This is a genomic window from Bacillus sp. SN32 (genome assembly GCF_002837495.1).
Lineage (GTDB): Bacteria > Bacillota > Bacilli > Bacillales > Bacillaceae > Bacillus > Bacillus subtilis.
The window spans coordinates 1-24422 of record NZ_PJCT01000008.1 but is presented as its reverse complement, the minus strand read 5'-3'; the positions used below and the strand labels follow the sequence as shown (position 1 = coordinate 24422).

The following is a 24422-nucleotide window of genomic DNA, read 5'->3' as shown; positions in this document are numbered from 1 at the left end:
TCGGATTAACCGATGTCACTTGCCTTTATAACTAGAGATTATTCTTTTGTTACTACATCGCGTTCAACGTCTGCAGATGCTGTTTCTTCCGGCTCTTCATCACCTGATAATGCCAGGCCGTCAGCTTGTTTCGCATCTTCTTCGTCTTCTAAATCTCTCATTTCTATTTCTTCTTCATCACCAGAAAGGATTTTGACATCCATACCTAAGCTTTGAAGTTCTTTGATTAATACTTTGAATGATTCCGGAACACCTGGTTCAGGAACATTGTCGCCTTTAACGATGGCTTCGTATGTTTTCACACGTCCAACCACGTCATCAGACTTAACAGTCAGAATTTCTTGAAGAGTGTAAGCCGCACCGTAAGCTTCAAGTGCCCAAACCTCCATCTCACCAAAACGCTGTCCGCCAAATTGCGCTTTACCGCCAAGAGGCTGCTGCGTAACAAGCGAGTAAGGGCCTGTAGAGCGTGCATGAAGTTTATCGTCAACCATGTGAGCTAGTTTGATCATGTACATGATACCGACAGATACACGGTTATCAAACGGCTCTCCAGTACGTCCGTCGTAAAGCACTGTTTTGGCGTCACGAGACATGCCGGCTTCTTCAAGTGTTTCCCAGACATCCTCTTCTCGCGCTCCGTCAAATACAGGAGATGCAATGTGAATGCCAAGGTAACGAGCGGCCATACCCATGTGAAGTTCCAATACCTGCCCGATGTTCATACGTGATGGTACGCCCAGCGGGTTAAGCATGATATCAATTGGTGTGCCGTCAGGAAGGTAAGGCATATCCTCTTCAGGAAGAATCTTAGAGATAACACCTTTGTTACCGTGACGACCGGCCATTTTATCTCCTTCAGAAATCTTACGTTTCTGAACGATATATACGCGTACTAACTGGTTAACACCTGGAGGAAGTTCGTCTCCGTCTTCACGGTTGAAGACTTTAACGTCATGGATAATTCCGCCGCCGCCATGAGGCACACGAAGAGAAGTATCACGAACCTCGCGGGCTTTCTCGCCAAAGATGGCGTGAAGAAGGCGTTCTTCTGCGGTCAGTTCAGTTACGCCTTTAGGCGTTACTTTACCAACAAGAAGATCTCCGTCTTTTACTTCTGCCCCAATACGGATGATTCCGCGGTCATCAAGATTGCGAAGCGCATCTTCACCGACGTTTGGAATATCGCGAGTGATTTCTTCAGGTCCAAGTTTCGTATCACGTGCTTCTGATTCGTATTCTTCAATGTGGATAGATGTATAAACATCATCCTTCACTAGGCGTTCACTCATGATGATGGCATCCTCATAGTTGTAGCCATCCCATGTCATGAAGCCGACCATTACGTTACGGCCAAGTGCAAGTTCACCAAGCTCCATAGAAGGACCGTCAGCAAGGATTTCTCCTTTTACCACTTCATCGCCGACACTTACGATCGGACGCTGGTTGTAGCACGTACCTTGGTTAGAGCGGACAAATTTCAGCAGGCTGTATTTATCCAGGTTTCCTTTTACTTTTTGACCGTCTACTTCTTCATAACGGCGAACCCAAACGTTTTTCGCTTCTACGCGTTCAACGATACCAGGGTGTTTACAAATAACAGCGGCACCAGAGTCTTTTCCTGATACGTATTCCATACCAGTTCCAACAAATGGCGCTTCCGGCTGCATCAAAGGCACAGCCTGACGCTGCATGTTCGCTCCCATGAGGGCACGGTTGGAGTCATCGTTTTCTAAGAACGGGATACATGCTGTCGCAGCAGATACAACCTGCTTAGGCGATACATCCATGTAGTCTACACGATTTCTGGAAACAACGGTGTTCTCCCCGCGGAAACGAGCTACGATGCTGTCATCAATAAAGGCGCCTTCGTCATCAAGACGAGCATTCGCTTGAGCGACAACATAGTTATCCTCTTCATCAGCAGTTAAGTAATCGATTCTGCCCGTTACCTTCCCTGTTTCAGGGTCAACGCGGCGATATGGCGTTTCAATAAAGCCAAAACGGTTTACTTTTGCATAAGATGATAGTGAGTTGATCAAACCGATGTTCGGGCCCTCAGGCGTTTCAATCGGACACATACGGCCATAGTGGGAGTAGTGAACGTCACGCACTTCCATTCCGGCACGCTCCCGTGTCAATCCGCCCGGTCCTAATGCTGACAGACGGCGCTTGTGCGTTAATTCAGCAAGCGGGTTCGTCTGATCCATGAATTGAGAAAGCTGTGAGCTTCCAAAGAACTCTTTAATGGACGCAATAACAGGACGAATATTGATCAGCTGCTGAGGCGTAATTGTATTCGTATCTTGAATTGACATTCTCTCACGAACCACACGCTCCATACGGCTTAAACCGATACGGAATTGGTTCTGGAGAAGCTCACCTACAGAACGTAAACGGCGGTTTCCAAGATGATCGATATCATCTGTGTCGCCTACTCCGTGCAGCAGGTTGAAGAAGTAACTGATTGAAGAAATAATATCAGCAGGCGTGATGTTTTTAATCTCTTCTTCGATGTAAGCATTGCCGATTACATTGATAACCTGTTCTCCTTCTTGATCAGTCGGAGCAAAGATTTTAATTGATTGAAGAGTCACTTCATCTTCAACAACGCCACCATTCGGATACAGCTTTCTAAAACCGATTCCGTTTTCTAAGTATGGCAGTACTTTATCAAGTGTTCTTCTATCAAGAATCTGACCTTTTTCAGCAAGGATTTCTCCTGTTTCAGGATCAACAAGCGTTTCAGCAAGTCTCTGATTGAAGAGGCGATTCTTAATATGAAGTTTTTTATTAATTTTATAGCGTCCTACATTGGCAAGATCGTATCGTTTCGGATCAAAGAAACGAGAATCAAGCAAGCTTTTCGCATTTTCTACTGTAGGCGGCTCTCCAGGACGGAGACGCTCGTAAATTTCCAGCAACGCTTTGTCGCTGTTTTCTGTGTTATCTTTATCAAGCGTATTTCGCAGGTATTCGTTTTCTCCTATGAGATCAAGAATCTCTTGATCGGAGCCGAAGCCGAGAGCACGCAAAAGAACCGTAACCGGCAACTTACGTGTGCGATCAATGCGGACATAAACAACATCTTTCGCATCAGTTTCGTATTCTAACCATGCGCCACGGTTTGGAATGACAGTTGCGGTAAAACCTTTTTTACCGTTTTTGTCTACTTTACCACTGAAATATACACTTGGAGACCGAACAAGCTGGGAAACGATAACGCGTTCCGCACCGTTAATGATAAAAGTACCTGTATCTGTCATAATAGGGAAATCACCCATGAAGACATCTTGGTCTTTTACCTCTCCAGTTTCTTTGTTAATTAAACGAACCTTCACTCTTAGCGGAGCTGAGTAAGTCACATCACGTTCTTTTGATTCCTCTACAGGATATTTAGGCTCACCTAAACTATAATCAATGAACTCAAGAGAGAGGTTACCAGTGAAATCCTCAATTGGTGATATGTCTTGAAACATCTCTCTAAGACCCTCATCAAGAAACCACTGATAAGAAGAGGTTTGAATTTCAATGAGATTTGGTAATTCTAACACTTCGCTAATGCGAGCATAGCTTCTGCGCTGGCGGTGTCGTCCATACTGAACTAGTTGACCTGTCAACTGATTCACCCCTCAAATCATGCGTATTATATGTGTAATAAGCATTTCTTCCAAAGAAAGAAAATACTTTTACAAGACAAAAGAAAAAAGGGTTTCTAATTAAGAAAACCACATCCAAAAACAAATACCGATTTTATTAGCATTTCCATACTTGTATAATTTATACATAGATATTGACAATTCATCATATCAAGCAAAATATATACATTGGCATTTTACAATATTAACATAGTTAAAATACCGAGTCAAACTTTTTTTGCTTTTATGATATAATAGCCTTTCTTTTTTTGAACGACGGAAACCTCATCGAACAGTTCCTCGAGCTTTTCAATGGCAGAAGGCGCTCCTTGCTTTTTCTGTATGACGATCCACAACTCACCTGAAGCTTTTAAGTGTTCAGCGCTTTTCTCAAAGATAGCATGGACAACTTTTTTTCCGGCTCGGATTGGGGGATTTGTAAGAATAGAAGCAAATGTTTGAGCAGAATCAACGTTTGAAAACAAATCGCTTTGATAAATCTTAACGTTTGTTATTCCGTTTTGTTCCGCATTTTCATTTGATAGTTCTACGGCTCTCTCATTAACGTCAATCATGTGGATAGTCCGGTCTTTAAAGTCGCTGGCGAGCGATAAACCAATCGGGCCGTATCCGCAGCCTACATCTAAAATGCCGCCCTCAACCTCAGGCTCTTCAAAAGAATCAATCAGCAGGCGGGAGCCGAAATCAACTTCTTTTTTAGAAAAAACCCCGCTGTCGCTGGTAAACGTGAAATCTTTATTCCGAAGCCTAAAAGACCAGGTTTGCTTGTTGCTTTTTACTGAAGGTTTTTCTGAATAATAGTGCTCACTCATTATTAGAACCTCCTTTTTTCATGGCTTAAAGAATGGCAAAGAAAAAGCTCGCCTCATAAAAGCGAGCTTCCCCTACAGGTAAGTGAAGATTACTTAACTTCTACAGAAGCGCCAACTTCTTCAAGTTTAGCTTTAAGCTCTTCAGCTTCTTCTTTAGCAATACCTTCTTTAAGTGGTTTTGGAGTGTTGTCAACAAGTTCTTTAGCTTCTTTCAAGCCAAGACCAGTGATTTCACGTACAACTTTGATAACTTTGATTTTTTGAGATCCTGCACCAGCAAGGATAAGATCGAATTCGCTTTGCTCTTCAGCAGCTCCGCCAGCAGCAGCTCCGCCAGCTACAGCTACAGGAGCAGCAGCAGTTACGCCAAATTCTTCTTCGATTGCTTTTACTAGGTCGTTCAATTCAAGTACAGTTGCTTCTTTAACGGAAGCAATGATTTCTTCGATATTTAAAGCCATTTGTAATTCCTCCATTTTGTTTTAATTTATGAAAAACTGATTAGATTAAGCGCCTTGTTCTTCCTTTTGTTCTGCCACAGCTTTTGCAGCAAGAGCAAGGTTGCGAACTGGAGCTTGAAGTACGCTAAGCAACATAGAAAGCAAGCCTTCGCGTGATGGAAGTTCAGCAAGAGCTTTCACTTCTTCAACAGTAGAAACTTTACCTTCGATAACGCCAGCTTTGATTTCAAGAGCTTCGTGATTTTTAGCGAAGTCATTAAGAACTTTAGCCGGAGCGACAACATCTTCAGTGCTGAATGCGATCGCGTTCGGTCCAGTTAAGAAATCATTCAAACCATTAAGCTCAGCTTGTTCAACCGCACGGCGAGTCATCGTATTTTTGTAAACTTTGAACTCAACGTTAGCTTCGCGAAGCTGTTTACGAAGTTCAGTTACTTCAGAAACGTTAAGTCCGCGATAGTCAACGATGATCGTTGATTTACTTTCTTTCAGTTTAGAAGCAATTTCTTCAACAACAACTTTTTTTGTTTCAATTGCGCTGCTCATGGTTACACCTCCTGTAGATTCTTGTGTAACACTTATACCGTTAGGTGATCACGACTGAGACGACGGATTCCATATAAAAAGCCTCCATGAGACATGGAGGCTGTATATACAAGCATACGTAACGTAATAGCTGTGATAATATACACCTCGGTAGGATAATTAAGCGGTTAGGCCCCTACTGTCTACGGTATAAATGATATTCTATTTTACAACATTTTGAATAATATCAGAATGTTGATGTCATGTCAATATTATTTTACGTTAAAAGTTGAAGAGTCTACTTTGACACCAGGTCCCATAGTAGAAGTTACAGCAACGTTTTTCACGTAAACGCCTTTAGCTGCAGCAGGTTTAGCTTTAAGGATTGTATCGTACATTGTTGTGAAGTTCTCAACAAGTTTTTCATCCTCGAAAGAAACTTTACCGATAGGCACATGAATGTTTCCAGCTTTATCAACGCGGTATTCAACTTTACCAGCTTTGATTTCGCCGATCGCTTTTTCAACTTCGAAAGTAACTGTACCAGTTTTAGGGTTTGGCATTAAACCTTTTGGTCCAAGTACACGACCGATTTTACCAACTTCACCCATCATGTCAGGTGTAGCTACGATTACATCGAAATCGAACCAGCCTTGTTGAATTTTGTTGATGTAGTCAGTATCGCCTACGAAATCTGCACCAGCAGCTTCAGCTTCTTTCGCTTTTTCGCCTTTTGCGAAAACGAGAACGCGCTGAGTTTTACCAGTTCCGTTTGGAAGCACAACTGCTCCACGGATTTGCTGGTCGTTTTTACGAGGGTCAACCCCTAAACGGAAAGCCACTTCAACTGTAGCGTCGAATTTAGCTGTGTTTGTTTTTTTAACGAGAGCTACTGCTTCAGAGACGTCGTAAGCTTTAGAACGGTCTACAAGCTTAGCAGCTTCAACGTACTTTTTACCTTTTTTAGCCATTTTAAAATTTCCTCCTTATGTGGTTATAGCGGAATAACCTCCCACGAATAAGGGTTGCGAACTTGTTAAAACTCGCAACCCGACAAGAAACAAATTAATCCTCGATTACAATACCCATACTGCGGGCAGTACCTTCAACCATGCGCATTGCCGCTTCAACGTCTGCTGCGTTTAAGTCAGGCATTTTCGTTTCAGCGATTTCGCGTACTTTATCGCGCTTAACGGTTGCCACTTTATTACGGTTTGGTTCACCAGAACCAGACTCAATTCCAGCTGCTTTTTTAAGCAATACTGCAGCAGGTGGAGTTTTTGTAATAAATGTAAATGAACGGTCTTCGTAAACCGAAATTTCAACAGGAATGATTAAACCAGCTTGGTCAGCTGTACGAGCGTTAAACTCCTTACAGAATCCCATGATGTTAACACCGGCTTGACCAAGTGCAGGTCCAACTGGTGGTGCTGGGTTAGCTTTTCCAGCAGGAATTTGCAATTTTACAACTTTAACTACTTTTTTAGCCACGAGACACACCTCCTTAAGTCCGTGATGTGGTAATAGGGTAAACCCTCCCACTCAAGGTTTCATTCTTTATATGAATGACGAAATATCATGCTAGTTGCCTTGGATAAGTCCAAGACGTACCTTTGCTATATTATCATTTATATATAGCAATTTCAAGTTTTTTCACATTACAATTTATCGATTTGGGTAAATTCCAGCTCAACCGGCGTTTCACGGCCGAACATATTAACGAAAACTTTGACCTTGCTTTTATCATAATCAATCTCTTCAATTGATCCTGTAAAGTTAGCAAAAGGTCCGTCTATTACTTTCACTGTCTCTTTCAGTTCAAAGTCAATATCAGTTTTGCGTTCATCCATGCCCATTCTCTTCAGAATGGTTTCTGCTTCGCCCGGAAGAAGCGGCGTCGGTTTTGAACCTGACCCGGCAGATCCTACGAATCCAGTAACGCCCGGCGTGTTTCGGACAACATACCAAGAGTCGTCTGTCATTACAATTTCAACAAGCACATAACCAGGGAACACTTTCTTTTTCACGACTTTTTTCTTGCCGTTTTTGATATCCGTTTCTTCTTCTTCGGGTACGACTACACGGAAAATTTTATCCTGCATCCCCATTGATTCAACACGTTTTTCCAAGTTGGCTTTTACTTTATTCTCATAACCAGAGTACGTGTGAACAACATACCAATTCTTTTCCATTCTATTCAGGACTGTCCAGTCCTTCCCTCCCCGCATTTGGTTTTAGTGAATTACCATAACGCTTCAAAAAATAGGCGGCAAGCCTATGATAACTATCATTTTAAGCCACAATAAAAAACCCGCTGAACGGGTTTTGGCAAGTAATATTATGATCTATTATAGCACGTATTGCTGATCATTATTCAACTATTAAACGAATTAATTGAGAAATTCCTGTGTCAAGGAGGGCAAAAAAGATAACAAAAAAGATAACTGTTGAAATTACCGTAATGGTATAACGCGTTAACTCTTTTCCTTTAGGCCAGCTTACCTTTTTCATTTCTTTCCCAACATCTTTAAAGAATTTCATAATACGCATGTAAAAGACCTCCACAATTTAAAAGCGCAAAAACTATTTTGTTTCAAGATGAGCTGTATGTGAATTGCAAGTACTGCAGTATTTCTTTACTTCTAATCGCTCAGCCGCTGATGCAGAGCTCTTCATTGTCGTATAATTACGGTTTCCGCATGTCTTGCATGCTAACGTAATCTTTTTTCTCATGTCATTACACCTTTTTCTAAATAGACATTAGTTCTTATCTTTAGTAACATATCATAGTCAGAAAAATACTGTCAATATAGCATAAATTCCTATTACAAACTGATTTCGCGAATTTCCAAGTACTTCTCCAGCTTGCGTTTCACACGCTGAAGGGCATTGTCGATCGATTTCACATGTCGGTTCAGTTCATCAGAAATCTCTTGGTAACTTCTCCCGTCGAGATATAAGACGAGTACTTTTCTCTCTAAATCACTTAATAGTTCTCCCATTTTCATTTCAATATCATCAAATTCTTCCTGATTAATGATCATTTCCTCAGGATTTAAGGTTTTCGCTCCTGAAATGACATCCAGCAGCGTTCGGTCTGATTCTTCATCAAAAATCGGTTTATCTAATGAGACGTAGGAATTCAAAGGAATGTGTTTCTGGCGAGTAGCTGTCTTTATTGCGGTAATAATTTGGCGGGTAATACATAATTCTGCGAAAGCTTTGAATGAGGTAAGCTTGTCCTCTTTGAAGTCACGAATAGACTTATAGAGGCCTATCATGCCTTCCTGAACAATATCCTCTCTGTCCGCCCCTATTAAGAAATAGGATCTTGCTTTCGCCCGAACAAAGTTTCGGTACTTCGTAATCAAGTAATCTAACGCATCACTGTCCCCAACATGAACCTTTTCAATGACCTGCTCGTCCTCCAACTGGCAAAACTGCTCTTTGTTGAATTTTCCCTTGTTGTTCTGTAGATTCACTCCGATCCCCCCGGCGCACGTAGATAGAAATATTATACAGTATTGGGCAAAAAAGCGTCAACTTAATCTAAGTCTCCCCGCCTCCACTTTTCAAACGTTTTCAAAACCTCTTCCGATAAAGCAATTTTACCCGCCGGCTTTTCGGAAGTGATTTTTCTTACCCGTCTCTCTATTCGCCTTTCAATCGTTTCTACCTCTCTCAAAAGCTCCCGGGCCGATTTCCGCAATGCCCCCTGTCCGAAAATCGCCCACTGCTCAGTATAGTCAGAGGTCGCAACGTGAATTTGAGTCGCAATATTATTCAAAGCCTGAGCGAGCTTTTCTATCCGCTCATCAGCCGTCTCATTTTCTTTTGTAAAAATTACTTCAACTCTATGGTTGGTCTGTTTTTTCTCAAGCCCTTTTACGAGATGCGCGTCAAAAACAACAATAACCCTGTTTCCTGTATACGATTGATATTCCGCCATTTTCTGAATCAGTACGTCTCTCGCCTCTTCAAAACTGTTCGCTTTTAAATCCTTCAGCTGCGGCCAGGCTCCAATCATGTTGTACCCGTCTACTAACAGGATATCCATGGGTCTTTATTCTCCCACAGGGTTTCGTTTCCGGTAGACTTCATACATCAAAAGACCAGCCGCGACAGATGCATTTAGTGAAGTTACCTTTCCGGCCATCGGGAGTTTAATGAGAAAATCGCACTTTTCCTTCACAAGGCGGCCCATCCCTTTTCCTTCACTTCCGATGACTAGAGCCAAAGGCATATTGCCGTCCATATTACGGTAATCCTCACGCGCGGACGCATCCGTTCCGACAACCCAGATTCCCCGCTCTTTCATCTCTTCTAACGTCCGTGCCAAATTGGTGACTCTTGCCACAGGAATGTGCTCAATTGCTCCTGTTGAAGCTTTTGCCACTGTTGTTGTCAGCCCGACAGCTCTCCGTTTTGGAATGACGATGCCATGAGCGCCGACCGCATCTGCTGTCCTCATAATGGAACCAAGATTATGAGGGTCTTCAAGCTCGTCCAGAATGAGGAAGAAAGGCTGTTCATTTTTTTCTTCGGCTGCTTTATATAAATCGTCCAGTTCTGCATATTCATACGCTGCAACCTGTGCCACTACGCCCTGATGCTGTCCTGTCACCATTTGATCGAGTTTTTTTCTCGGGACGTATTGAATCGTGATTCCCTGCTTTTTGGCAAGCTCAATCACTTGCTGTGCTTGTCCCTTTACGGTGTTTTCCGCCATCCACAGCTTATACAGCTTCCGATCAGATTTTAACGTCTCGATCACTGCATTTTTCCCTATGACGTAATCATGTTGCTGACTCATTTGTTTTCCTCCCTGACGTCCCGAATTGTATAGCTTCGGCTACGAGCTGACTAAGTCGTTCCTCTTTTTTCTCTAGAAAAAGGTAGCCCAGAAGCGCTTCAAATGCTGTACTGTAGCGGTACGTCTGAACATCTGTATTTTTAGGTGTTGTCCCTGACTTGGCATTTCTGCCTCTTTTCAGCACCGCTTCCTCTTCTTCCGTAAAAAATGATTGATTCTGCAGAAAAAATAGGATCTCAGCCTGTGACTTTGCTGAAACAATCCGGCTTGATTTCTTATGAAGATCATTTGGTTTGGTAAAGCCCTGCTTAAGCAGGTGATGCCTGACATACACTTCAAAAATGGCATCACCTATATAAGCAAGCGCAAGACCGTTAAGCTGCTTAGAATCTTTTATCGTATCAAATTCAAGCATCTGTTATTCTCCCCGTTTCCAGCGAGTGCCTTGAGCCGTATCTTCAAGAATGATATTCATGCTTTTCAGCTGGTCGCGGATCTGGTCTGACAATGCAAAATCGCGATTCCGGCGCGCTTCATTTCGCTTTTCGATTAAGTCTTCAATCTCTTGATCGAGAAGTTCCTGCTCACCCAACGAAAAACCGAGGACAGAAACAATGCGGTCAAACATCTCAATAAACGCCGTAATCACATGATCAGCCGTATGATCTTTCTGAAGATAATAATTGGCGTGTTTCGCTAAGTCAAACAAGACTGAAATGGCATTCGCCGTATTAAAATCATCGTCCATCGCTTCTTCGAATGCTTTGCGGTGTTCTTCAACTTTTTCAAGCCATTGATCGTCATCTTCGGTTAAATTCGTACTGCTGTTCAGACGGTGCTGAAGATTGCTGTACGCTGTTTTTAAACGGTTGAACGCGCTTTTCGTATTCTCCAGAAGCTCTTCTGAATAGTTAATCGGGTGGCGATAATGAACAGATAGCATAAAGAATCTCAAAAGCTGCGGATCATGCTGTTTAATGATGTCATGGACAAGCACAAAGTTGCCTAGTGATTTTGACATTTTTTCATTATCAATATTGATATAACCATTATGAAGCCAGTACTTCGCAAACGTTTTGCCTGTCAGCGCCTCAGATTGCGCAATTTCGTTTTCATGGTGAGGGAATGTTAAATCCTGTCCGCCCGCATGGATATCAATCTGGTCACCGAGATACTTTTTCACCATTGCTGAGCATTCAATGTGCCAGCCCGGACGTCCTTTTCCCCAAGGGCTATCCCAAGAGATTTCTCCTTCTTTTGCCGCTTTCCACAGTGCGAAATCAAGAGCATCTTCTTTTTTCTCGCCGACTCGGATGCGTGCACCTGATCTAAGTTCATCGATTGATTGCTGAGAAAGCTTTCCGTACCCTTCAAACGCTCTGGTTTTGAAATATACGTCACCTTCTGATTCATATGCGTAGCCCTTTTTCACGAGCTGATCTACGAATTCGATAATGGCACCCATGTTCTCCATTACTCGCGGATGAAGGTCGGCTTTTCGGCAGCCGAGCGCACCTACGTCTTCAAAGTATGCTTTAATAAAACGCTCTGAAATGGTGGGTACATCCTCACCGAGTTCATTTGCCGCTTTAATTAATTTATCGTCTACGTCTGTGAAGTTAGAGACATACTGCACATCATAGCCTTTATACTCTAAATAGTTTCGAACCGTATCGTAAACGATTGCCGGACGCGCGTTCCCGATATGAATGTAATTGTAAACCGTAGGTCCGCATACATACATTTTCACTTTTCCCTCTTCAAGAGGAACGAATGTTTCCTTCTGTCTAGTCAATGTATTATAAAGTGTGATTGTCATTTTTGATTGATCCTTTCTTTTCTGTCTTCAAGTTCTGCCTTCAGCTCTAAAATCTGCTGTTCCAAAGACTTAAAGCGGTCAGCAACTGGATCGGGCAAATCCTGATGGTTTAAATCGCGTCTTACTTTCTTGCCATTTTGTACAACGACCCGTCCAGGGATACCGACAACTGTTGAAAAATCAGGAACATCATGCAGCACTACTGAACCAGCGCCAATCTTTGAGCCTTCACCGACCGTAATAGAACCGAGCACTTTAGCACCTGTGGCTATCAATGCGTCATCTTTAATCGTTGGGTGCCTTTTTCCCTTTTCTTTCCCCGTTCCCCCGAGGGTAACCCCCTGAAAAACGGTTACGTTATTCCCGATTTCACATGTCTCCCCAATGACAACCCCCATGCCGTGGTCTATGAAAAATCTTCTCCCGATTGTAGCGCCGGGGTGGATTTCTATCCCGGTAAAAAATCGGCTTACTTGAGATATAAGGCGTGCAAGGAAATAAAATTTTCGTTTATATAAAGCATGTGCAATCCGATGCGCCCATATAGCATGTAAACCGGAATAAGTTAAAATCACTTCAAAATAGCTTCTTGCTGCGGGATCTTGATCGAACACAGTATCAATGTCTTCTTTGAGCATTCTAAAAAACACATGCTTCCCCCCGTTTCTCTATCTGATTTCCTCTACCCAATAAAAAAAGCGTCTCTGCATGTAAACATGACAGAGACGCTTTAACCGCGCGGTTCCACTCTGTTTGAAAAGCAGACTTCTGCTCTCCCAACTTCAGCCTGTAACGGCGGCGGCCGCCTTTGAATACTGGTTTCAAAAAACGTTCTTCAAAGGTCTTAAGGGCGCACTTCTAAAACCCGGCTCATGGATCTCTCTCAGCCAATGAAGATCCTTTCTGTAATGGCCTAAAGCTTTATACTCTTCCCTGTCAACAATCATTTATTTAGATATTCTTTAAACGCTGAATTGCAGTCTCTTTACCGATCAATTCAATTGATTGCGGCAGTTCCGGACCGTGAGTTTGCCCTGTTACAGCAACACGAATCGGCATAAACAGTTTTTTCCCTTTATGGCCAGTTTCTTTCTGCACTGCTTTGATTGATGCTTTGATATTATCCGGAGTGAACTCCTCAAGCTCTTCAAGCTTCGCTGCGAATGTGCTGAGCACTTCAGGAACCTGTTCTTCTTCCAGAACAGCTTTCGCTTCTTGATTATACTCGATCTCATCCGTAAAGAACAAATCAGTCAGCTCAACAATTTCCGCACCGTAGCTTAATTGCTCATGATACAGGGAAATCAGTTTACGAACCCACTCTTGTTCTTCAGCAGAAAGCTCAGTGCCAACTTTGCCCGCTTTTTGCAAATGCGGAAGCGTCAGTTCAACAACCTGATCAAGATCCAGCTTCTTCACATATTGGTTGTTAACCCATTTTAGCTTATGCATATCAAACAAAGCTGGTGATTTAGATAAACGATTTACATCAAAAATTTCAATAAACTGCTCTTTTGTAAAAAGCTCTTCTTCTCCAACCGGTGACCAGCCTAACAGGCCGATAAAGTTGAACAGCGCTTCTGGCAGGTAGCCAAGCTCTTTGTACTGCTCGATGAATTGAATAATGGATTCATCACGTTTGCTGAGCTTTTTACGGCTTTCGTTTACAATCAGCGTCATGTGTCCGAACTGAGGAATATCCCACCCGAATGCTTGATAGATCATAATCTGTTTCGGTGTGTTAGAAATATGATCCTCACCGCGCAGCACGTGTGTCATTTTCATTAAGTAGTCATCAATAGCTACCGCGAAGTTATAAGTAGGCGTTCCGTCCTTTTTCACAATAACGAAGTCGCCGATGCCATCTGATTCAAAAGAAATTTCACCTTTTACGATATCATTAAAGGCGATGATTTTTCCTTCCGGCACGCGGAAACGAATACTTGGTTTTCTGCCTTCGGCGATAAATTTCTCCTGTTCTTCCTGAGTCAGGTCTCTGTGTTTTCCGGAATAACGAGGCATTTCTCCGCGGGCAATCTGTTCTTCACGCTCTTTTTCAAGCTCTTCTTCCGTACAGTAACATTTATAAGCAAGCCCTTTTTCAAGAAGCTCTTCATAGTACACTTTATAGATATCGTTACGCTCGGACTGACGGTATGGGCCGTACTCTCCTCCGACATCCACACTCTCATCCCAGTCAATACCTAGCCACTTCAGATAATTCAGCTGGCTTTGTTCTCCGCCCTCAATATTGCGCTTTTTATCAGTATCCTCAACTCGAATGATAAACTTACCGCCTTGATTGCGGGCAAATAAATAATTAAAAAGCGCCGTTCTGGCATTTCCAATATGCAAATGTCCGGTTGGACTCGGTGCATAACGGACGCGTACTTCGTTTCCCATTTTCAAATACTTCCTTTCATGTCATGTATGGCCTCAGGCAAAAATGTATGAATCTATTCTACCACCAAATAGACCCGGCATCAAAACAAGTTAGCCTTTTTGTATCAGTACTGTCGCCTGAGCCGCTATTCCTTCCGCCCGGCCTGTAAATCCAAGCTTTTCTGTCGTTGTTGCTTTTACATTTACTTGAGAAACATCTGCCTCAAGGCCTTCAGCAATTCTTTTTCTCATATCTTCTATGTACGGCAGCATCTTCGGCTTTTGCGCTATGATGGTGCAATCAATGTTCCCAAGGACATACCCCTTCTGTTTCACGATTCCCCAGACATGCTGAAGTAATTTGAAAGAATCTGCGTCCTTGAACTCGGGATCTGTGTCAGGAAAATGCTTGCCTATGTCTCCTTCACCCACAGCTCCCAGGCAGGCGTCAGCGACGGTATGCAGCAATACGTCTGCATCAGAATGGCCAAGCAGCCCTTTTTCGTACGGGATTTCAATTCCGCCAATAATGAGAGGACGGCCCTCAACTAATTGATGCACATCAAATCCTTGTCCAATTCTAAACATGTTTATTCCCACTTTCTGATTCCATGATAGCTTCAGCTGACGTCAAATCGTCTGGCGTCGTCAGCTTAATATTTGTATAGCTGCCTTCTACAACACGGACCGAACCGCCCTCCATCTGTTCAACGAGGCTGGCGTCATCCGTCCCTAAAAATCCCTTGCGCTCGGCCTCAGCGTGAGCCTTCATCAATAAAGAAAGACGAAAAGCTTGTGGCGTTTGGACAGCCCACAAGCTTGAACGTTCAATCGTCTCACTGACTTGTAAATCTTGAACGCGTTTAATCGTATCTTTTACCGGAACAGCAAGGATGGCCGCTCCTGTCTGTTCCGCCTCTGCGATCAGTTCGTCAATTTGTTCATGTTTTATAAATGGGCGGGCACCGTCATGTACAAGGACAATCTTTTCCCGCTTTACGGCTTTCAGCCCCTTATACACACTGTGCTGACGCTCATCTCCGCCTGCTACAAGCTCAATTGAAGTTTGAAACGGGTAATCGGACAGCAAGTGTTGAAAGTGCTCCCGCTCCTGCTCGTTAATCACCAAAATGATTTTATCGCACTGCCGATGGCTGTCAAACACTCTTAACGTGTGTATGATCACCGGGTCTCCTTTCAGCTCAATGAACAGTTTATTTCTCCCTGCCTTCATCCGCTTTCCCTGTCCGGCTGCAGGAATCACCACATCATAACTCATTGTTTCTTCTCCCTTTACAGCGCCTTCTCCAACAGCTTAGGCTTCGCAAAAATCATTCGTCCCGCTGCTGTCTGCAGCACACTTGTGACGAGTACATCAATATGCTTGCCGATATAATTCCGTCCTTCTTCAACGACAATCATCGTACCGTCATCCAAGTAGGCAACTCCCTGATTATGCTCTTTCCCGTCCTTAATGACCTGAACATTCATTTCCTCGCCAGGAAGCACAACAGGCTTGACCGCATTGGCTAGGTCATTAATGTTTAATACTGCTACCTTCTGAAGCTCGCACACTTTATTTAAATTAAAATCATTCGTCACAACGACCCCGGATGTCAGCTTAGCAAGTTTGACGAGCTTGCTGTCAACCTCCTGAATATCTTCAAAGTCGCCTTCGTAAATTTCAACTTCAATGTCTAATTCTTTCTGAATGCGGTTCAGGATATCAAGACCGCGGCGTCCTCTGTTTCGTTTTAAAACATCTGAAGAGTCTGCAATATGCTGCAATTCCTCAAGGACAAACTGCGGAATCACGATAACTCCCTCTAAAAAACCAGTCTGGCAAATATCTGCTATTCTCCCATCAATAATAACACTAGTGTCCAAAATTTTCAGCTTCTTGTCTTGAACCTCATGTTCTTCATCAGCTGTTCCTTTTTTCTTTTGCATTCTGGCGCTAATGGAAAACAGGCTGATCAATTCATCCTTTTTCTTAAAGCCCACCTGGAAGCCGAGATAACCGAGGAAGAAAGCCAAAAATACAGGAATTATTGTGCTGAATATGCGGTAAGGTATATTGTCTAAAGGAATAACATTTACGATAAGATAAGCAATTATAAGTCCAAAAACTAAGCCAAGACTTCCAAATAACAAATCTGGAACCGGCGCTTTTAACAATGAATCCTCTATCCACTTCACCCAGTTCACAACGTATTCTGTACCCCATATACTGATGAGAAAAAAGATAATTGCTCCTATTGCCGCAGACGTATATGCGTTTGTTATTAAAGGTATGTCCTGTATATTTAACAGTACAAACAATTCAGGTATCAAAAATATACCAACAACGCCGCCAAAAATAATGAAGAACGCCTGAACTATTCGTTTTAACATACCCCCACCTCCTTTTTTAACATTTTAATTTCACAAAGTCTTATGCATCCTACGAATATCAGAATAAACAAAAACCAACATTAATATACCCGTATTCATAAGGTTTTAACCGAAATCACAGTTGTCTGTCTAAATAATGCTTCTCTTGCAGGCGTTTTAATCCTTTTTTGATTTTTTGGGCTCGTACTTCACCGATTCCCTCTACTTCATCTAATTCTTCTGCACTCGCCTCAATAATCCTTGGTAGGACTCCAAATGCTTCTACAACATTTTCAACAATCGGCATCGGAAGACGCGGTATCTTATTTAACAGCCTGTATCCTCTCGGCAATACATAATCATCAAGATTAGTAGAAGCAGGGTAACCGAGAAGCTTATACACAATGGAATCATCCAGCAGATCATAACTGGACATATCCTGCAGCTCCTTCAAGAGAACAAACGGATCTTTAATCTTTTCTTTTACATAGTCCTTAATAAATAAAGCGGCCTCTTCTTCCATATCCGTAATCAATTCAATGACTTGCAGTTTGATCAGATGCCCTTCTGTCCCCAGCTCTTTGATATACATATTAATTTCGTTTTTGATTCTCAGTACCATTTCATAACGATGCATGACAGACAAGACATCACTGAAGGTAACAAGTTCCTCAAACTCTAACGCGTTCAGTGCATTAATCGTTTTATCGAGGATTGTCTTATATTTTTCAAGTGTTTGAATGGCTTGGTTTGCCTTGGTTAAAATAAATCCTATGTCTTTTAGTGTATACTTCATGTTTTCCTGATATAACGTTATGACATTTCTTCTTTCAGAAATAGCGATTACAAGACAGCCAGTTTGCTTAGCTACTCTTTCGGCAGTTCTGTGCCGCATTCCTGTTTCTGATGAAGAAATTGTGGCATCCGGCATCAGCTGAGTATTCGCGTAGAGGATCTTTTGACCAGAATCACTTAAAATGATCGCTCCATCCATTTTAGCCAGCTCATATAAATGCGCCGGAGAAAAAGCCGTGTTTATGTGAAAGCCGCCGTCCACCACTTCTTTTACTTTATCATTATATCCAACAACAATCAGACCGCCTGTATTTGCTCTCAAGACGTTTTCCATCCCCGCTCTGAGCGGTGTACCCGGAGCAACAAACTGCAATATAGATGACAGGTCTAACTCGTGTTTCGCCCCTTTTTTCTCTTTTTCCATCTATTATCCTCCTAATGAAGTACGAAGCGCTTCTGCAACATTTGCTACTCCGATAACCTCAATCCCTTTTGGTTTTGTCCATCCATCCAGATTTGCCGCGGGTATGATCATGCGTTTAAAACCAAGCTTTGCCGCTTCTTTCACACGCTGTTCAATTCTTGAAACCCGCCGGACTTCTCCGGTTAATCCCACTTCTCCAATAAAACAATCTGCAGGATTTGGAGGTGTGTCTCTAAAGCTTGATGCGATACTAATCGCAATGGCAAGATCAATTGCCGGTTCATCAAGCTTAACGCCGCCAGCCACTTTCAAATAAGCATCCTGATTTTGCAGCAGCAGCCCTACTCTTTTTTCTAACACAGCCATTAACAGAGAGACCCTGTTATGGTCTATTCCCGTTGCCATACGCCTTGGGTTGCCAAAGCTTGTTGGCGAGATGAGCGCCTGAATTTCAACGAGAATCGGTCTAGTGCCCTCCATAGAGGCAGTGATACTCGAGCCTGCGGAACCAGCAGAGCGTTCTTCTAAGAAAATTTCCGAAGGATTCAAAACCTCAGTGAGCCCCTCTTCCCGCATTTCGAAAATGCCCATTTCGTTTGTAGATCCGAAACGGTTTTTTACAGCCCGCAAAATACGGAAAGTATGGTGGCGTTCTCCTTCAAAATATAAAACAGTGTCAACCATATGCTCCAACAGTCTCGGACCTGCAATAGACCCTTCTTTCGTCACGTGCCCTACGATAAAAATCGGAATACCTTTTGTTTTTGCAATTTTCATCAGCTCAGCGGTACACTCTCTGACCTGCGACACACTGCCTGGAGCCGATGTAATATCGCTTTGGTAAACCGTTTGAATAGAGTCAACAACGACAAACGCTGGATTCATCTCTTGTATAGCAGACGAAATATACTCCATATCGGTTTCAGATAAAACATGCAGTGACGGATTATTAATGCCGAGACGGTCTGCTCGCAGCTTCGTTTGCTTTACAGATTCTTCTCCCGAAATATACAGGACACTGTTTGATGAGCCTGATAATTGAGCGGAAACCTGCAGTAATAGCGTTGACTTTCCGATACCGGGATCACCGCCAATTAAAACGAGGGAGCCTTTAACGACACCTCCGCCGAGTACTCTGTTAAACTCGCCAAGCTGGGTTTTGACGCGGGGTTCTTCTGATGTTTCGATTGATGTAATAGGTGAAGGTTTCTGTACAGTTTGAACAGAATGAGAAAAAGCCGCTCTCCGATTGGCCGGTGCTTTTTTAATCATTTCTTCCACCATTGTATTCCAAGCACCGCAGCCCGGACATTTCCCCATCCATTTTGGAGACTCGTAGCCGCAGGATTGGCAGATGAATTTCGATTTTGTTTTAGCCATATATAGTGTAAGACCTCTCCCTTGTTCTATTTCTTGATATGAAAGTGAGGCATACACTTACATGCTGTATGCCTCATTTCCGTCTTCTATATTAATTCGTTTTAGCAGTCGTTTTTACGACAAATTCGCCATCTTCTACATCAAGAACAATATGCTGTCCTTTATGAATATTTCCTCTGAGGAGTTCTTCAGATAAACGATCCTCGACATGTTTTTGGATCGCTCTTCTTAACGGACGGGCACCGTATTCCAGGTCAACGCCCTCTTCCGCGACTTTCGCTTTTGCAGCATCTGTCAATTCGATAGAAAGATCTTGTTCTTTCAGGCGTTTCGTTAATTGATCAGACATTAATGACACAATTTCAGTAAGATGTTTTTTCTCAAGTGAATGGAAGACAATGATTTCATCAATACGGTTGATGAACTCAGGTCTGAACGCTCGTTTCAATTCACCCATCACTTTATCTTTCATGTCTTTATGATTTTGAGTTTCATCCTGAACGTTAAAGCCGACATATTTATTGCGTTTCAGCTCACTTGCTCCAACGTTTGATGTCATGATCAGAATGGTATTGCGGAAATCGACTGTGCGTCCTTTAGAATCAGTCAAACGCCCGTCTTCAAGAACTTGCAGAAGGATATTGAAGACATCAGGGTGCGCTTTCTCGATCTCATCAAGAAGCACGACAGAGTAAGGTTTTCTTCTGACTTTCTCTGTCAATTGACCGCCTTCATCATATCCCACATATCCCGGAGGTGAACCAACAAGTCTTGAAGTTGAGTGTTTTTCCATGTATTCAGACATATCAATTCTGATCATGGATTCTTCATCGCCAAAAATGGATTCAGCAAGTGCTCGTGCAAGTTCTGTTTTACCTACACCTGTAGGGCCTAAGAAAATGAATGAGCCGATTGGGCGTTTAGGATCTTTTAATCCTGCTCTCGCACGTCTGACGGCTTTTGCAACAGCTACAACTGCCTCATCCTGGCCGATGACGCGGGAGTGAAGAATGTTTTCCATATTGAGAAGCTTATCAGTTTCAGTTTGGGCAATTTTAGATACAGGCACACCGGTCCAGCTGGATACAACCATCGCAATATCATCCACAGTAACCTCTGAGTTTTCCTGCCCTTGCTTCTCTTTCCATGATTTCTTCGTATCCTCTACTTGCTCGCGCAGGCGTTGTTCAGTATCACGCAAGGAAGCAGCTTTTTCAAACTCTTGGCTTTGCACTGCCGCATCCTTCTCTTTACGAACCTCATCAAGCTTCTGCTCAAGCTCTTTTAAGTTAGGAGGCGTTGTAAATGAGCGCAGTCTCACCTTTGAACCTGCTTCATCGATCAAGTCAATTGCTTTATCCGGAAGGAAGCGGTCAGAAATATATCTGTCAGAAAGCTTAACCGCAGCTTCAATGGCATCATCAGTGATAGAAACGCGGTGGTGGGCTTCGTATCTGTCACGCAGACCTTGTAAAATTTGAATACTTTCATCTACAGATGGCTGATCAACCTGAATCGGCTGAAAACGGCGTTCCAGTGCTGCATCTTTTTCAATATATTTACGGTACTCATCAAGAGTCGTTGCGCCAATACATTGGAGTTCGCCGCGAGCAAGTGAAGGTTTTAAAATATTAGATGCATCAATAGCACCTTCTGCTCCGCCTGCCCCGATTAATGTATGGAGCTCATCGATGAATAGAATGATATTTCCTGCCTGGCGAATTTCATCCATGACCTTCTTCAGGCGATCCTCAAATTCTCCGCGGTATTTTGTGCCGGCAACAACTGTTCCCATGTCTAATGTCATCACACGTTTATCACGCAAAATTTCGGGTACTTCATTATTGATAATTTGCTGTGCCAAACCTTCTGCGATAGCCGTTTTACCTACACCTGGTTCCCCAATGAGAACAGGGTTGTTTTTCGTTCTGCGGCTTAACACTTCAATGACACGCTGGATCTCCTTGCTTCTGCCGATTACAGGGTCAAGGCTGTCTTCCTTCGCAATAGCAGTTAAGTCTCTTGCCAAGCTGTCAAGCGTAGGCGTATTCGCATTGCTGTTTGTTCCTGCCGCTGATGATCCTGTTTCATTACTTCCTAGAAGCTGGAGCACCTGCTGTCTTGCTTTATTTAAGCTGACACCGAGATTATTCAGAACTCTCGCAGCAACACCTTCTCCTTCACGAATCAGACCAAGAAGAATATGTTCTGTTCCAACATAAGAATGACCGAGTTTTCTTGCCTCATCCATTGAAAGCTCAATGACTTTTTTAGCTCTAGGAGTATAATGAATCGTTTGAGACATTTCCTGCCCGCGCCCGATCAAACTTTCTACTTCTTTCTGAATTTTATCTGAACCGAGTCCAAGCGCTTGAAGAGCTTTAGCAGCAATGCCCTCTCCTTCTCTTACCAGTCCTAATAAAATATGCTCAGTGCCAATGTTATTATGACCTAACCGAAGTGCTTCTTCCTGTGCTAGCGCCAGTACTTTTTGAGCTCTTTCTGTAAATCTTCCAAACATCATATCGATTCATCCTCCTGTCTTTTCCCATTCATTTCTAAGTGAAGCCGTTCTCTGATGAGAGCCGCTCTTCGAATGTCCCTTTCGTTCGGACGCAAAGCGCCTCCCGAGTATTGCTGTAAAAATCCTGGCTGCGTCAAAATCATAAGTTCGTTAAGTATGTTGCTTGAAAGTCCTTTTATAATGCCTAGGTCTATGCCTAACCGAACATCTGAAAGGCACTTTGCAGTTTCTTTCGATTCTATCATCCGGCAATTAGACAAGACCCCGTAAGACCGATATACCCGATCCTCAAGTTCGATTTTAGAAGTTTGATAAATCGCTTCTCGGGCAGATCGTTCTTGTTCAATCAACTGAGCAGCAACACTGTTAAGATCCTCTACAATATCCTGCTCTGACTTACCAAGCGTGATCTGATTTGAAATTTGAAAGATATTCCCTACTGCTTCGCTGCCTTCCCCATAAATTCCTCTAACAACTAAGCCTAATTGATTAATTGCCGGTATAATTCGATTTATTTGCCTAGTTAAAACCAGTGCCGGCAGATGCATCATGACCGAAGCCCTTAAACCTGTACCTACGTTTGTAGGACAGCTGGTTAAGTATCCTCTTTGCTCATTGAATGCATAATCAACTTTTTCTTCAATCCAGTCGTCGACCTGGTTTGCGGCTTTCATTGCTTCTAAAAGCTGAAATCCAGGGAAAAGACACTGAATTCTAATATGGTCCTCTTCATTTAACATGACGCTTACTTCCTCATTTTCAGAAAGCAAACAGCCGCCAAAAGGAGACTCTGTCAGATTAGGACTGATTAGATGTTTTTCAACAAGTACACGCTTTTCTAAAGGCTGTGCATCATTCATTCTAATCAAAACAAATTTGCCGATTCCGGGAATTTCTTGCTCTGAAAACTGATCTTCAAATTGCTGTATGATGGATGAGGCTTCTTCATTGGAATACCGCGTAGGGAACCGAATATGCTCAAAGTTCCTTGCTAAACGTATGCGGCTGCTGAGTACAATGTCACTTTCAGGTCCTTTCTGCTTCATCCAACTGCTTAGTGCGTCCTGAATAAAATGCTTTAGCGACATTACCCCTGTTCCTCCTCACTATCTGTACTTTTGAGTGATTGTTCTAATGAACGAATTTGATCTCTTACATGAGCTGCATTTTCAAATTCTTCTTGATGGATTAAGGATTCCAATTCCTTTTTTAGCATATCAATCTGCCGTCTGACATGAAGATTGCCGCCTATTCGTTTCGGTATCTTACCTGCATGCACAGTGTTTCCGCTGTGCACTTTACGTAGGATTGGTGTAATGTTGCTATGAAATGTTTTGTAACATTCAGAACATCCAAAACGGCCAATTTTTCTGAATTGCTGAAAAGTCATTCCGCATTTCGGACAAGCAGATATTTGCTCCGAGTGACTGAACATTTGAGTTCCTGCATTTTGAAATGAAGAATCCATGTTCAGTAAACCCGAAAGTAAATTATGAATAGAGAAACCCTGATTTGCACTTATACCATATGAATCACTATTTTCTTTGGCACATTGTTCACAAATATGAACTTCTATTTTTTCTCCGTTAACAACCTTTGTAAAGTGAAAAGTGGCTGGTCTCTCGTGGCACTCTTGACAAATCAATCTTTTCACCCGCTTATTTTAATTTTAAAGAAGTCAGCATTGCCTTCATCATTCTCGCTCTTAATTCATCACGTTCAGGCAAGTCAATGTGTAAAACTGAGCGGTCCATTACGCTGACCATCATTTTTGCTTCTCTTTCTGAAATTACCTTGTCTTCTAATAGCCTTAAAATAATGTCATCAGAGGCTGCTTGAGACAAATGGGTATTAATTTGAGAAATTATATTATTGATCAGGACAACTTCATTGTTCATTTTAATTTTAATGATTCTGATGTAACCGCCGCCCCCGCGTTTGCTCTCAACAATATATCCTCTTTCGCTTGTAAATCTGGTGTTGATGACATAATTTATTTGGGAAGGAACGCATTGAAATTTATCTGCAATTTCACTTCGTTTAATCTCTAAAATTTCCTTGCCATTTTGATCTAACACTCGTTTTAAATATTGTTCAATGATGTCAGAAATATTATGTCCCACTCAACCCCCTCCTTTACTGACTTTGACTATATTTGACTATAATCTTACTATAAGCCGTTTCTCGAGGAATTTCAACTTTCTCGCTCTATCCTTTATTATTTCCATTTTCGCGGTCCACAAAACCTGATTGCTGATTTAAAATTCGTATAAAGTTATTATATTATACAGTTAAGTGGAATTTTATGATACCAATAAACCAAAATACAAAAAACCCAGCTCAATGAGCTGGGTTTAAGCTTGCTTGGCGGCGTCCTACTCTCACAGGGGGAAACCCCCGACTACCATCGGCGCTGAAGAGCTTAACTTCCGTGTTCGGTATGGGAACGGGTGTG

Annotated in this window: 25 protein-coding genes, 1 rRNA gene and 2 other annotated features; all 26 genes read right to left on the bottom strand. The window is 42.5% G+C overall.

Annotated features, from left to right (window positions below; translation table 11 throughout):
- Window positions 1–38: 38 nt before the first annotated feature.
- Entirely contained in the window at window positions 39–3620 is a 3582-nt protein-coding gene (rpoB, locus tag CW370_RS19760) for a DNA-directed RNA polymerase subunit beta (RefSeq protein ID WP_009966326.1), read from the bottom strand.
- 245 nt (window positions 3621–3865) lie between these two features.
- The gene (locus CW370_RS19755) at window positions 3866–4471 is read right to left on the bottom strand and encodes a class I SAM-dependent methyltransferase (protein WP_003235045.1); all 606 of its coding nucleotides are present in this window, start codon (window positions 4469–4471) and stop codon (window positions 3866–3868) included.
- 89 nt (window positions 4472–4560) lie between these two features.
- Window positions 4561–4932: a 50S ribosomal protein L7/L12 gene (gene rplL / locus CW370_RS19750; protein WP_003156436.1), complete on the bottom strand. Its 372-nt coding sequence runs from the start codon at window positions 4930–4932 to the stop codon at window positions 4561–4563.
- A gap of 45 nt (window positions 4933–4977) precedes the next feature.
- Window positions 4978–5478, bottom strand: coding sequence for a 50S ribosomal protein L10 (rplJ, locus tag CW370_RS19745; RefSeq protein ID WP_003235042.1), 501 nt, complete (start codon window positions 5476–5478; stop codon window positions 4978–4980).
- 65 nt (window positions 5479–5543) lie between these two features.
- Window positions 5544–5684: a sequence feature (ribosomal protein L10 leader region), on the bottom strand.
- A 45-nt stretch (window positions 5685–5729) separates the two neighbouring features.
- Window positions 5730–6428: a 50S ribosomal protein L1 gene (gene rplA, locus CW370_RS19740; protein ID WP_003235040.1), complete on the bottom strand. Its 699-nt coding sequence runs from the start codon at window positions 6426–6428 to the stop codon at window positions 5730–5732.
- Between the two features lie 94 nt (window positions 6429–6522).
- Window positions 6523–6948: a 50S ribosomal protein L11 gene (rplK, locus tag CW370_RS19735; RefSeq protein ID WP_003156430.1), complete on the bottom strand. Its 426-nt coding sequence runs from the start codon at window positions 6946–6948 to the stop codon at window positions 6523–6525.
- A gap of 167 nt (window positions 6949–7115) precedes the next feature.
- On the bottom strand, window positions 7116–7649 hold the full coding sequence (gene nusG / locus CW370_RS19730; RefSeq protein ID WP_003225764.1) for a transcription termination/antitermination protein NusG: 534 nt from the start codon (window positions 7647–7649) through the stop codon (window positions 7116–7118).
- Between the two features lie 178 nt (window positions 7650–7827).
- Entirely contained in the window at window positions 7828–8007 is a 180-nt protein-coding gene (secE, locus tag CW370_RS19725) for a preprotein translocase subunit SecE (protein ID WP_004399676.1), read from the bottom strand.
- Between the two features lie 33 nt (window positions 8008–8040).
- Window positions 8041–8190: a 50S ribosomal protein L33 gene (rpmG, locus tag CW370_RS19720; protein WP_003156421.1), complete on the bottom strand. Its 150-nt coding sequence runs from the start codon at window positions 8188–8190 to the stop codon at window positions 8041–8043.
- A gap of 92 nt (window positions 8191–8282) precedes the next feature.
- Complete coding sequence (sigH, locus tag CW370_RS19715) at window positions 8283–8939, bottom strand: RNA polymerase sporulation sigma factor SigH (RefSeq protein WP_003225758.1); 657 nt, start codon at window positions 8937–8939, stop codon at window positions 8283–8285.
- A 62-nt stretch (window positions 8940–9001) separates the two neighbouring features.
- Window positions 9002–9514 carry a ribosome-dependent mRNA decay endonuclease Rae1/YacP gene (gene rae1 / locus CW370_RS19710; RefSeq protein ID WP_003235032.1) on the bottom strand — a complete coding sequence of 171 codons (513 nt, stop codon included), beginning with the start codon at window positions 9512–9514 and terminating at the stop codon, window positions 9002–9004.
- A 6-nt stretch (window positions 9515–9520) separates the two neighbouring features.
- Window positions 9521–10270 (bottom strand): 23S rRNA (guanosine(2251)-2'-O)-methyltransferase RlmB, encoded by a 750-nt coding sequence (gene rlmB / locus CW370_RS19705; protein ID WP_014478620.1) that lies wholly within the window; start codon window positions 10268–10270, stop codon window positions 9521–9523.
- Window positions 10254–10685 (bottom strand): mini-ribonuclease 3, encoded by a 432-nt coding sequence (locus CW370_RS19700; protein WP_004399685.1) that lies wholly within the window; start codon window positions 10683–10685, stop codon window positions 10254–10256. The genes rlmB and CW370_RS19700 overlap by 17 nt, the downstream gene beginning before the upstream one ends.
- Window positions 10686–10688: 3 nt before the next feature.
- On the bottom strand, window positions 10689–12089 hold the full coding sequence (gene cysS, locus CW370_RS19695; protein ID WP_024572793.1) for a cysteine--tRNA ligase: 1401 nt from the start codon (window positions 12087–12089) through the stop codon (window positions 10689–10691).
- A complete protein-coding gene (cysE, locus tag CW370_RS19690; RefSeq protein WP_003225749.1) occupies window positions 12086–12739 on the bottom strand; it encodes a serine O-acetyltransferase in 654 nt (217 codons plus the stop codon). Before cysE ends, cysS begins: the two co-directional genes overlap by 4 nt.
- Window positions 12740–12807: 68 nt before the next feature.
- Window positions 12808–13038 (bottom strand) — a binding site (T-box leader).
- Between the two features lie 2 nt (window positions 13039–13040).
- Entirely contained in the window at window positions 13041–14492 is a 1452-nt protein-coding gene (gene gltX, locus CW370_RS19680) for a glutamate--tRNA ligase (protein ID WP_014478617.1), read from the bottom strand.
- A gap of 90 nt (window positions 14493–14582) precedes the next feature.
- On the bottom strand, window positions 14583–15059 hold the full coding sequence (ispF, locus tag CW370_RS19675; RefSeq protein ID WP_003225745.1) for a 2-C-methyl-D-erythritol 2,4-cyclodiphosphate synthase: 477 nt from the start codon (window positions 15057–15059) through the stop codon (window positions 14583–14585).
- The gene (gene ispD / locus CW370_RS19670) at window positions 15052–15750 is read right to left on the bottom strand and encodes a 2-C-methyl-D-erythritol 4-phosphate cytidylyltransferase (RefSeq protein WP_024572791.1); all 699 of its coding nucleotides are present in this window, start codon (window positions 15748–15750) and stop codon (window positions 15052–15054) included. Before ispD ends, ispF begins: the two co-directional genes overlap by 8 nt.
- A gap of 14 nt (window positions 15751–15764) precedes the next feature.
- Window positions 15765–16865, bottom strand: coding sequence for a PIN/TRAM domain-containing protein (locus CW370_RS19665; protein ID WP_003235014.1), 1101 nt, complete (start codon window positions 16863–16865; stop codon window positions 15765–15767).
- A 115-nt stretch (window positions 16866–16980) separates the two neighbouring features.
- Window positions 16981–18063 (bottom strand): DNA integrity scanning diadenylate cyclase DisA, encoded by a 1083-nt coding sequence (gene disA, locus CW370_RS19660; RefSeq protein ID WP_003225736.1) that lies wholly within the window; start codon window positions 18061–18063, stop codon window positions 16981–16983.
- Window positions 18064–18066: 3 nt separating this feature from the next.
- The gene (radA, locus tag CW370_RS19655) at window positions 18067–19443 is read right to left on the bottom strand and encodes a DNA repair protein RadA (RefSeq protein ID WP_015252992.1); all 1377 of its coding nucleotides are present in this window, start codon (window positions 19441–19443) and stop codon (window positions 18067–18069) included.
- A gap of 91 nt (window positions 19444–19534) precedes the next feature.
- On the bottom strand, window positions 19535–21967 hold the full coding sequence (clpC, locus tag CW370_RS19650) for an ATP-dependent protease ATP-binding subunit ClpC (RefSeq protein ID WP_014475592.1): 2433 nt from the start codon (window positions 21965–21967) through the stop codon (window positions 19535–19537).
- The gene (locus CW370_RS19645) at window positions 21964–23055 is read right to left on the bottom strand and encodes a protein arginine kinase (RefSeq protein WP_003235007.1); all 1092 of its coding nucleotides are present in this window, start codon (window positions 23053–23055) and stop codon (window positions 21964–21966) included. The genes clpC and CW370_RS19645 overlap by 4 nt, the downstream gene beginning before the upstream one ends.
- On the bottom strand, window positions 23055–23612 hold the full coding sequence (gene mcsA, locus CW370_RS19640; RefSeq protein WP_014475591.1) for a protein-arginine kinase activator protein McsA: 558 nt from the start codon (window positions 23610–23612) through the stop codon (window positions 23055–23057). The genes CW370_RS19645 and mcsA overlap by 1 nt, the downstream gene beginning before the upstream one ends.
- A 13-nt stretch (window positions 23613–23625) precedes the next feature.
- The gene (gene ctsR / locus CW370_RS19635) at window positions 23626–24090 is read right to left on the bottom strand and encodes a transcriptional regulator CtsR (RefSeq protein ID WP_003225724.1); all 465 of its coding nucleotides are present in this window, start codon (window positions 24088–24090) and stop codon (window positions 23626–23628) included.
- 239 nt (window positions 24091–24329) lie between these two features.
- A 5S ribosomal RNA gene (gene rrf / locus CW370_RS19630) occupies window positions 24330–24422 on the bottom strand; the annotation flags it as partial.

Excerpts from the sequence above, each read along its gene's own strand:
- CW370_RS19755 (WP_003235045.1), bottom strand. The coding sequence starts at position 4,471 with ATGAGTGAGCACTATTATTCAGAAAAACCTTCAGTAAAAAGCAACAAG.
- rplL (WP_003156436.1), bottom strand. The coding sequence starts at position 4,932 with ATGGCTTTAAATATCGAAGAAATCATTGCTTCCGTTAAAGAAGCAACT.
- rplJ (WP_003235042.1), bottom strand. The coding sequence starts at position 5,478 with ATGAGCAGCGCAATTGAAACAAAAAAAGTTGTTGTTGAAGAAATTGCT.
- rplA (WP_003235040.1), bottom strand. The coding sequence starts at position 6,428 with ATGGCTAAAAAAGGTAAAAAGTACGTTGAAGCTGCTAAGCTTGTAGAC.
- nusG (WP_003225764.1), bottom strand. The coding sequence starts at position 7,649 with ATGGAAAAGAATTGGTATGTTGTTCACACGTACTCTGGTTATGAGAAT.
- secE (WP_004399676.1), bottom strand. The coding sequence starts at position 8,007 with ATGCGTATTATGAAATTCTTTAAAGATGTTGGGAAAGAAATGAAAAAG.
- rpmG (WP_003156421.1), bottom strand. The coding sequence starts at position 8,190 with ATGAGAAAAAAGATTACGTTAGCATGCAAGACATGCGGAAACCGTAAT.
- rae1 (WP_003235032.1), bottom strand. The coding sequence starts at position 9,514 with ATGGATATCCTGTTAGTAGACGGGTACAACATGATTGGAGCCTGGCCG.
- rlmB (WP_014478620.1), bottom strand. The coding sequence starts at position 10,270 with ATGAGTCAGCAACATGATTACGTCATAGGGAAAAATGCAGTGATCGAG.
- CW370_RS19700 (WP_004399685.1), bottom strand. The coding sequence starts at position 10,685 with ATGCTTGAATTTGATACGATAAAAGATTCTAAGCAGCTTAACGGTCTT.
- cysS (WP_024572793.1), bottom strand. The coding sequence starts at position 12,089 with ATGACAATCACACTTTATAATACATTGACTAGACAGAAGGAAACATTC.
- gltX (WP_014478617.1), bottom strand. The coding sequence starts at position 14,492 with ATGGGAAACGAAGTACGCGTCCGTTATGCACCGAGTCCAACCGGACAT.
- ispF (WP_003225745.1), bottom strand. The coding sequence starts at position 15,059 with ATGTTTAGAATTGGACAAGGATTTGATGTGCATCAATTAGTTGAGGGC.
- ispD (WP_024572791.1), bottom strand. The coding sequence starts at position 15,750 with ATGAGTTATGATGTGGTGATTCCTGCAGCCGGACAGGGAAAGCGGATG.
- CW370_RS19665 (WP_003235014.1), bottom strand. The coding sequence starts at position 16,865 with ATGTTAAAACGAATAGTTCAGGCGTTCTTCATTATTTTTGGCGGCGTT.
- disA (WP_003225736.1), bottom strand. The coding sequence starts at position 18,063 with ATGGAAAAAGAGAAAAAAGGGGCGAAACACGAGTTAGACCTGTCATCT.
- radA (WP_015252992.1), bottom strand. The coding sequence starts at position 19,443 with ATGGCTAAAACAAAATCGAAATTCATCTGCCAATCCTGCGGCTACGAG.
- clpC (WP_014475592.1), bottom strand. The coding sequence starts at position 21,967 with ATGATGTTTGGAAGATTTACAGAAAGAGCTCAAAAAGTACTGGCGCTA.
- CW370_RS19645 (WP_003235007.1), bottom strand. The coding sequence starts at position 23,055 with ATGTCGCTAAAGCATTTTATTCAGGACGCACTAAGCAGTTGGATGAAG.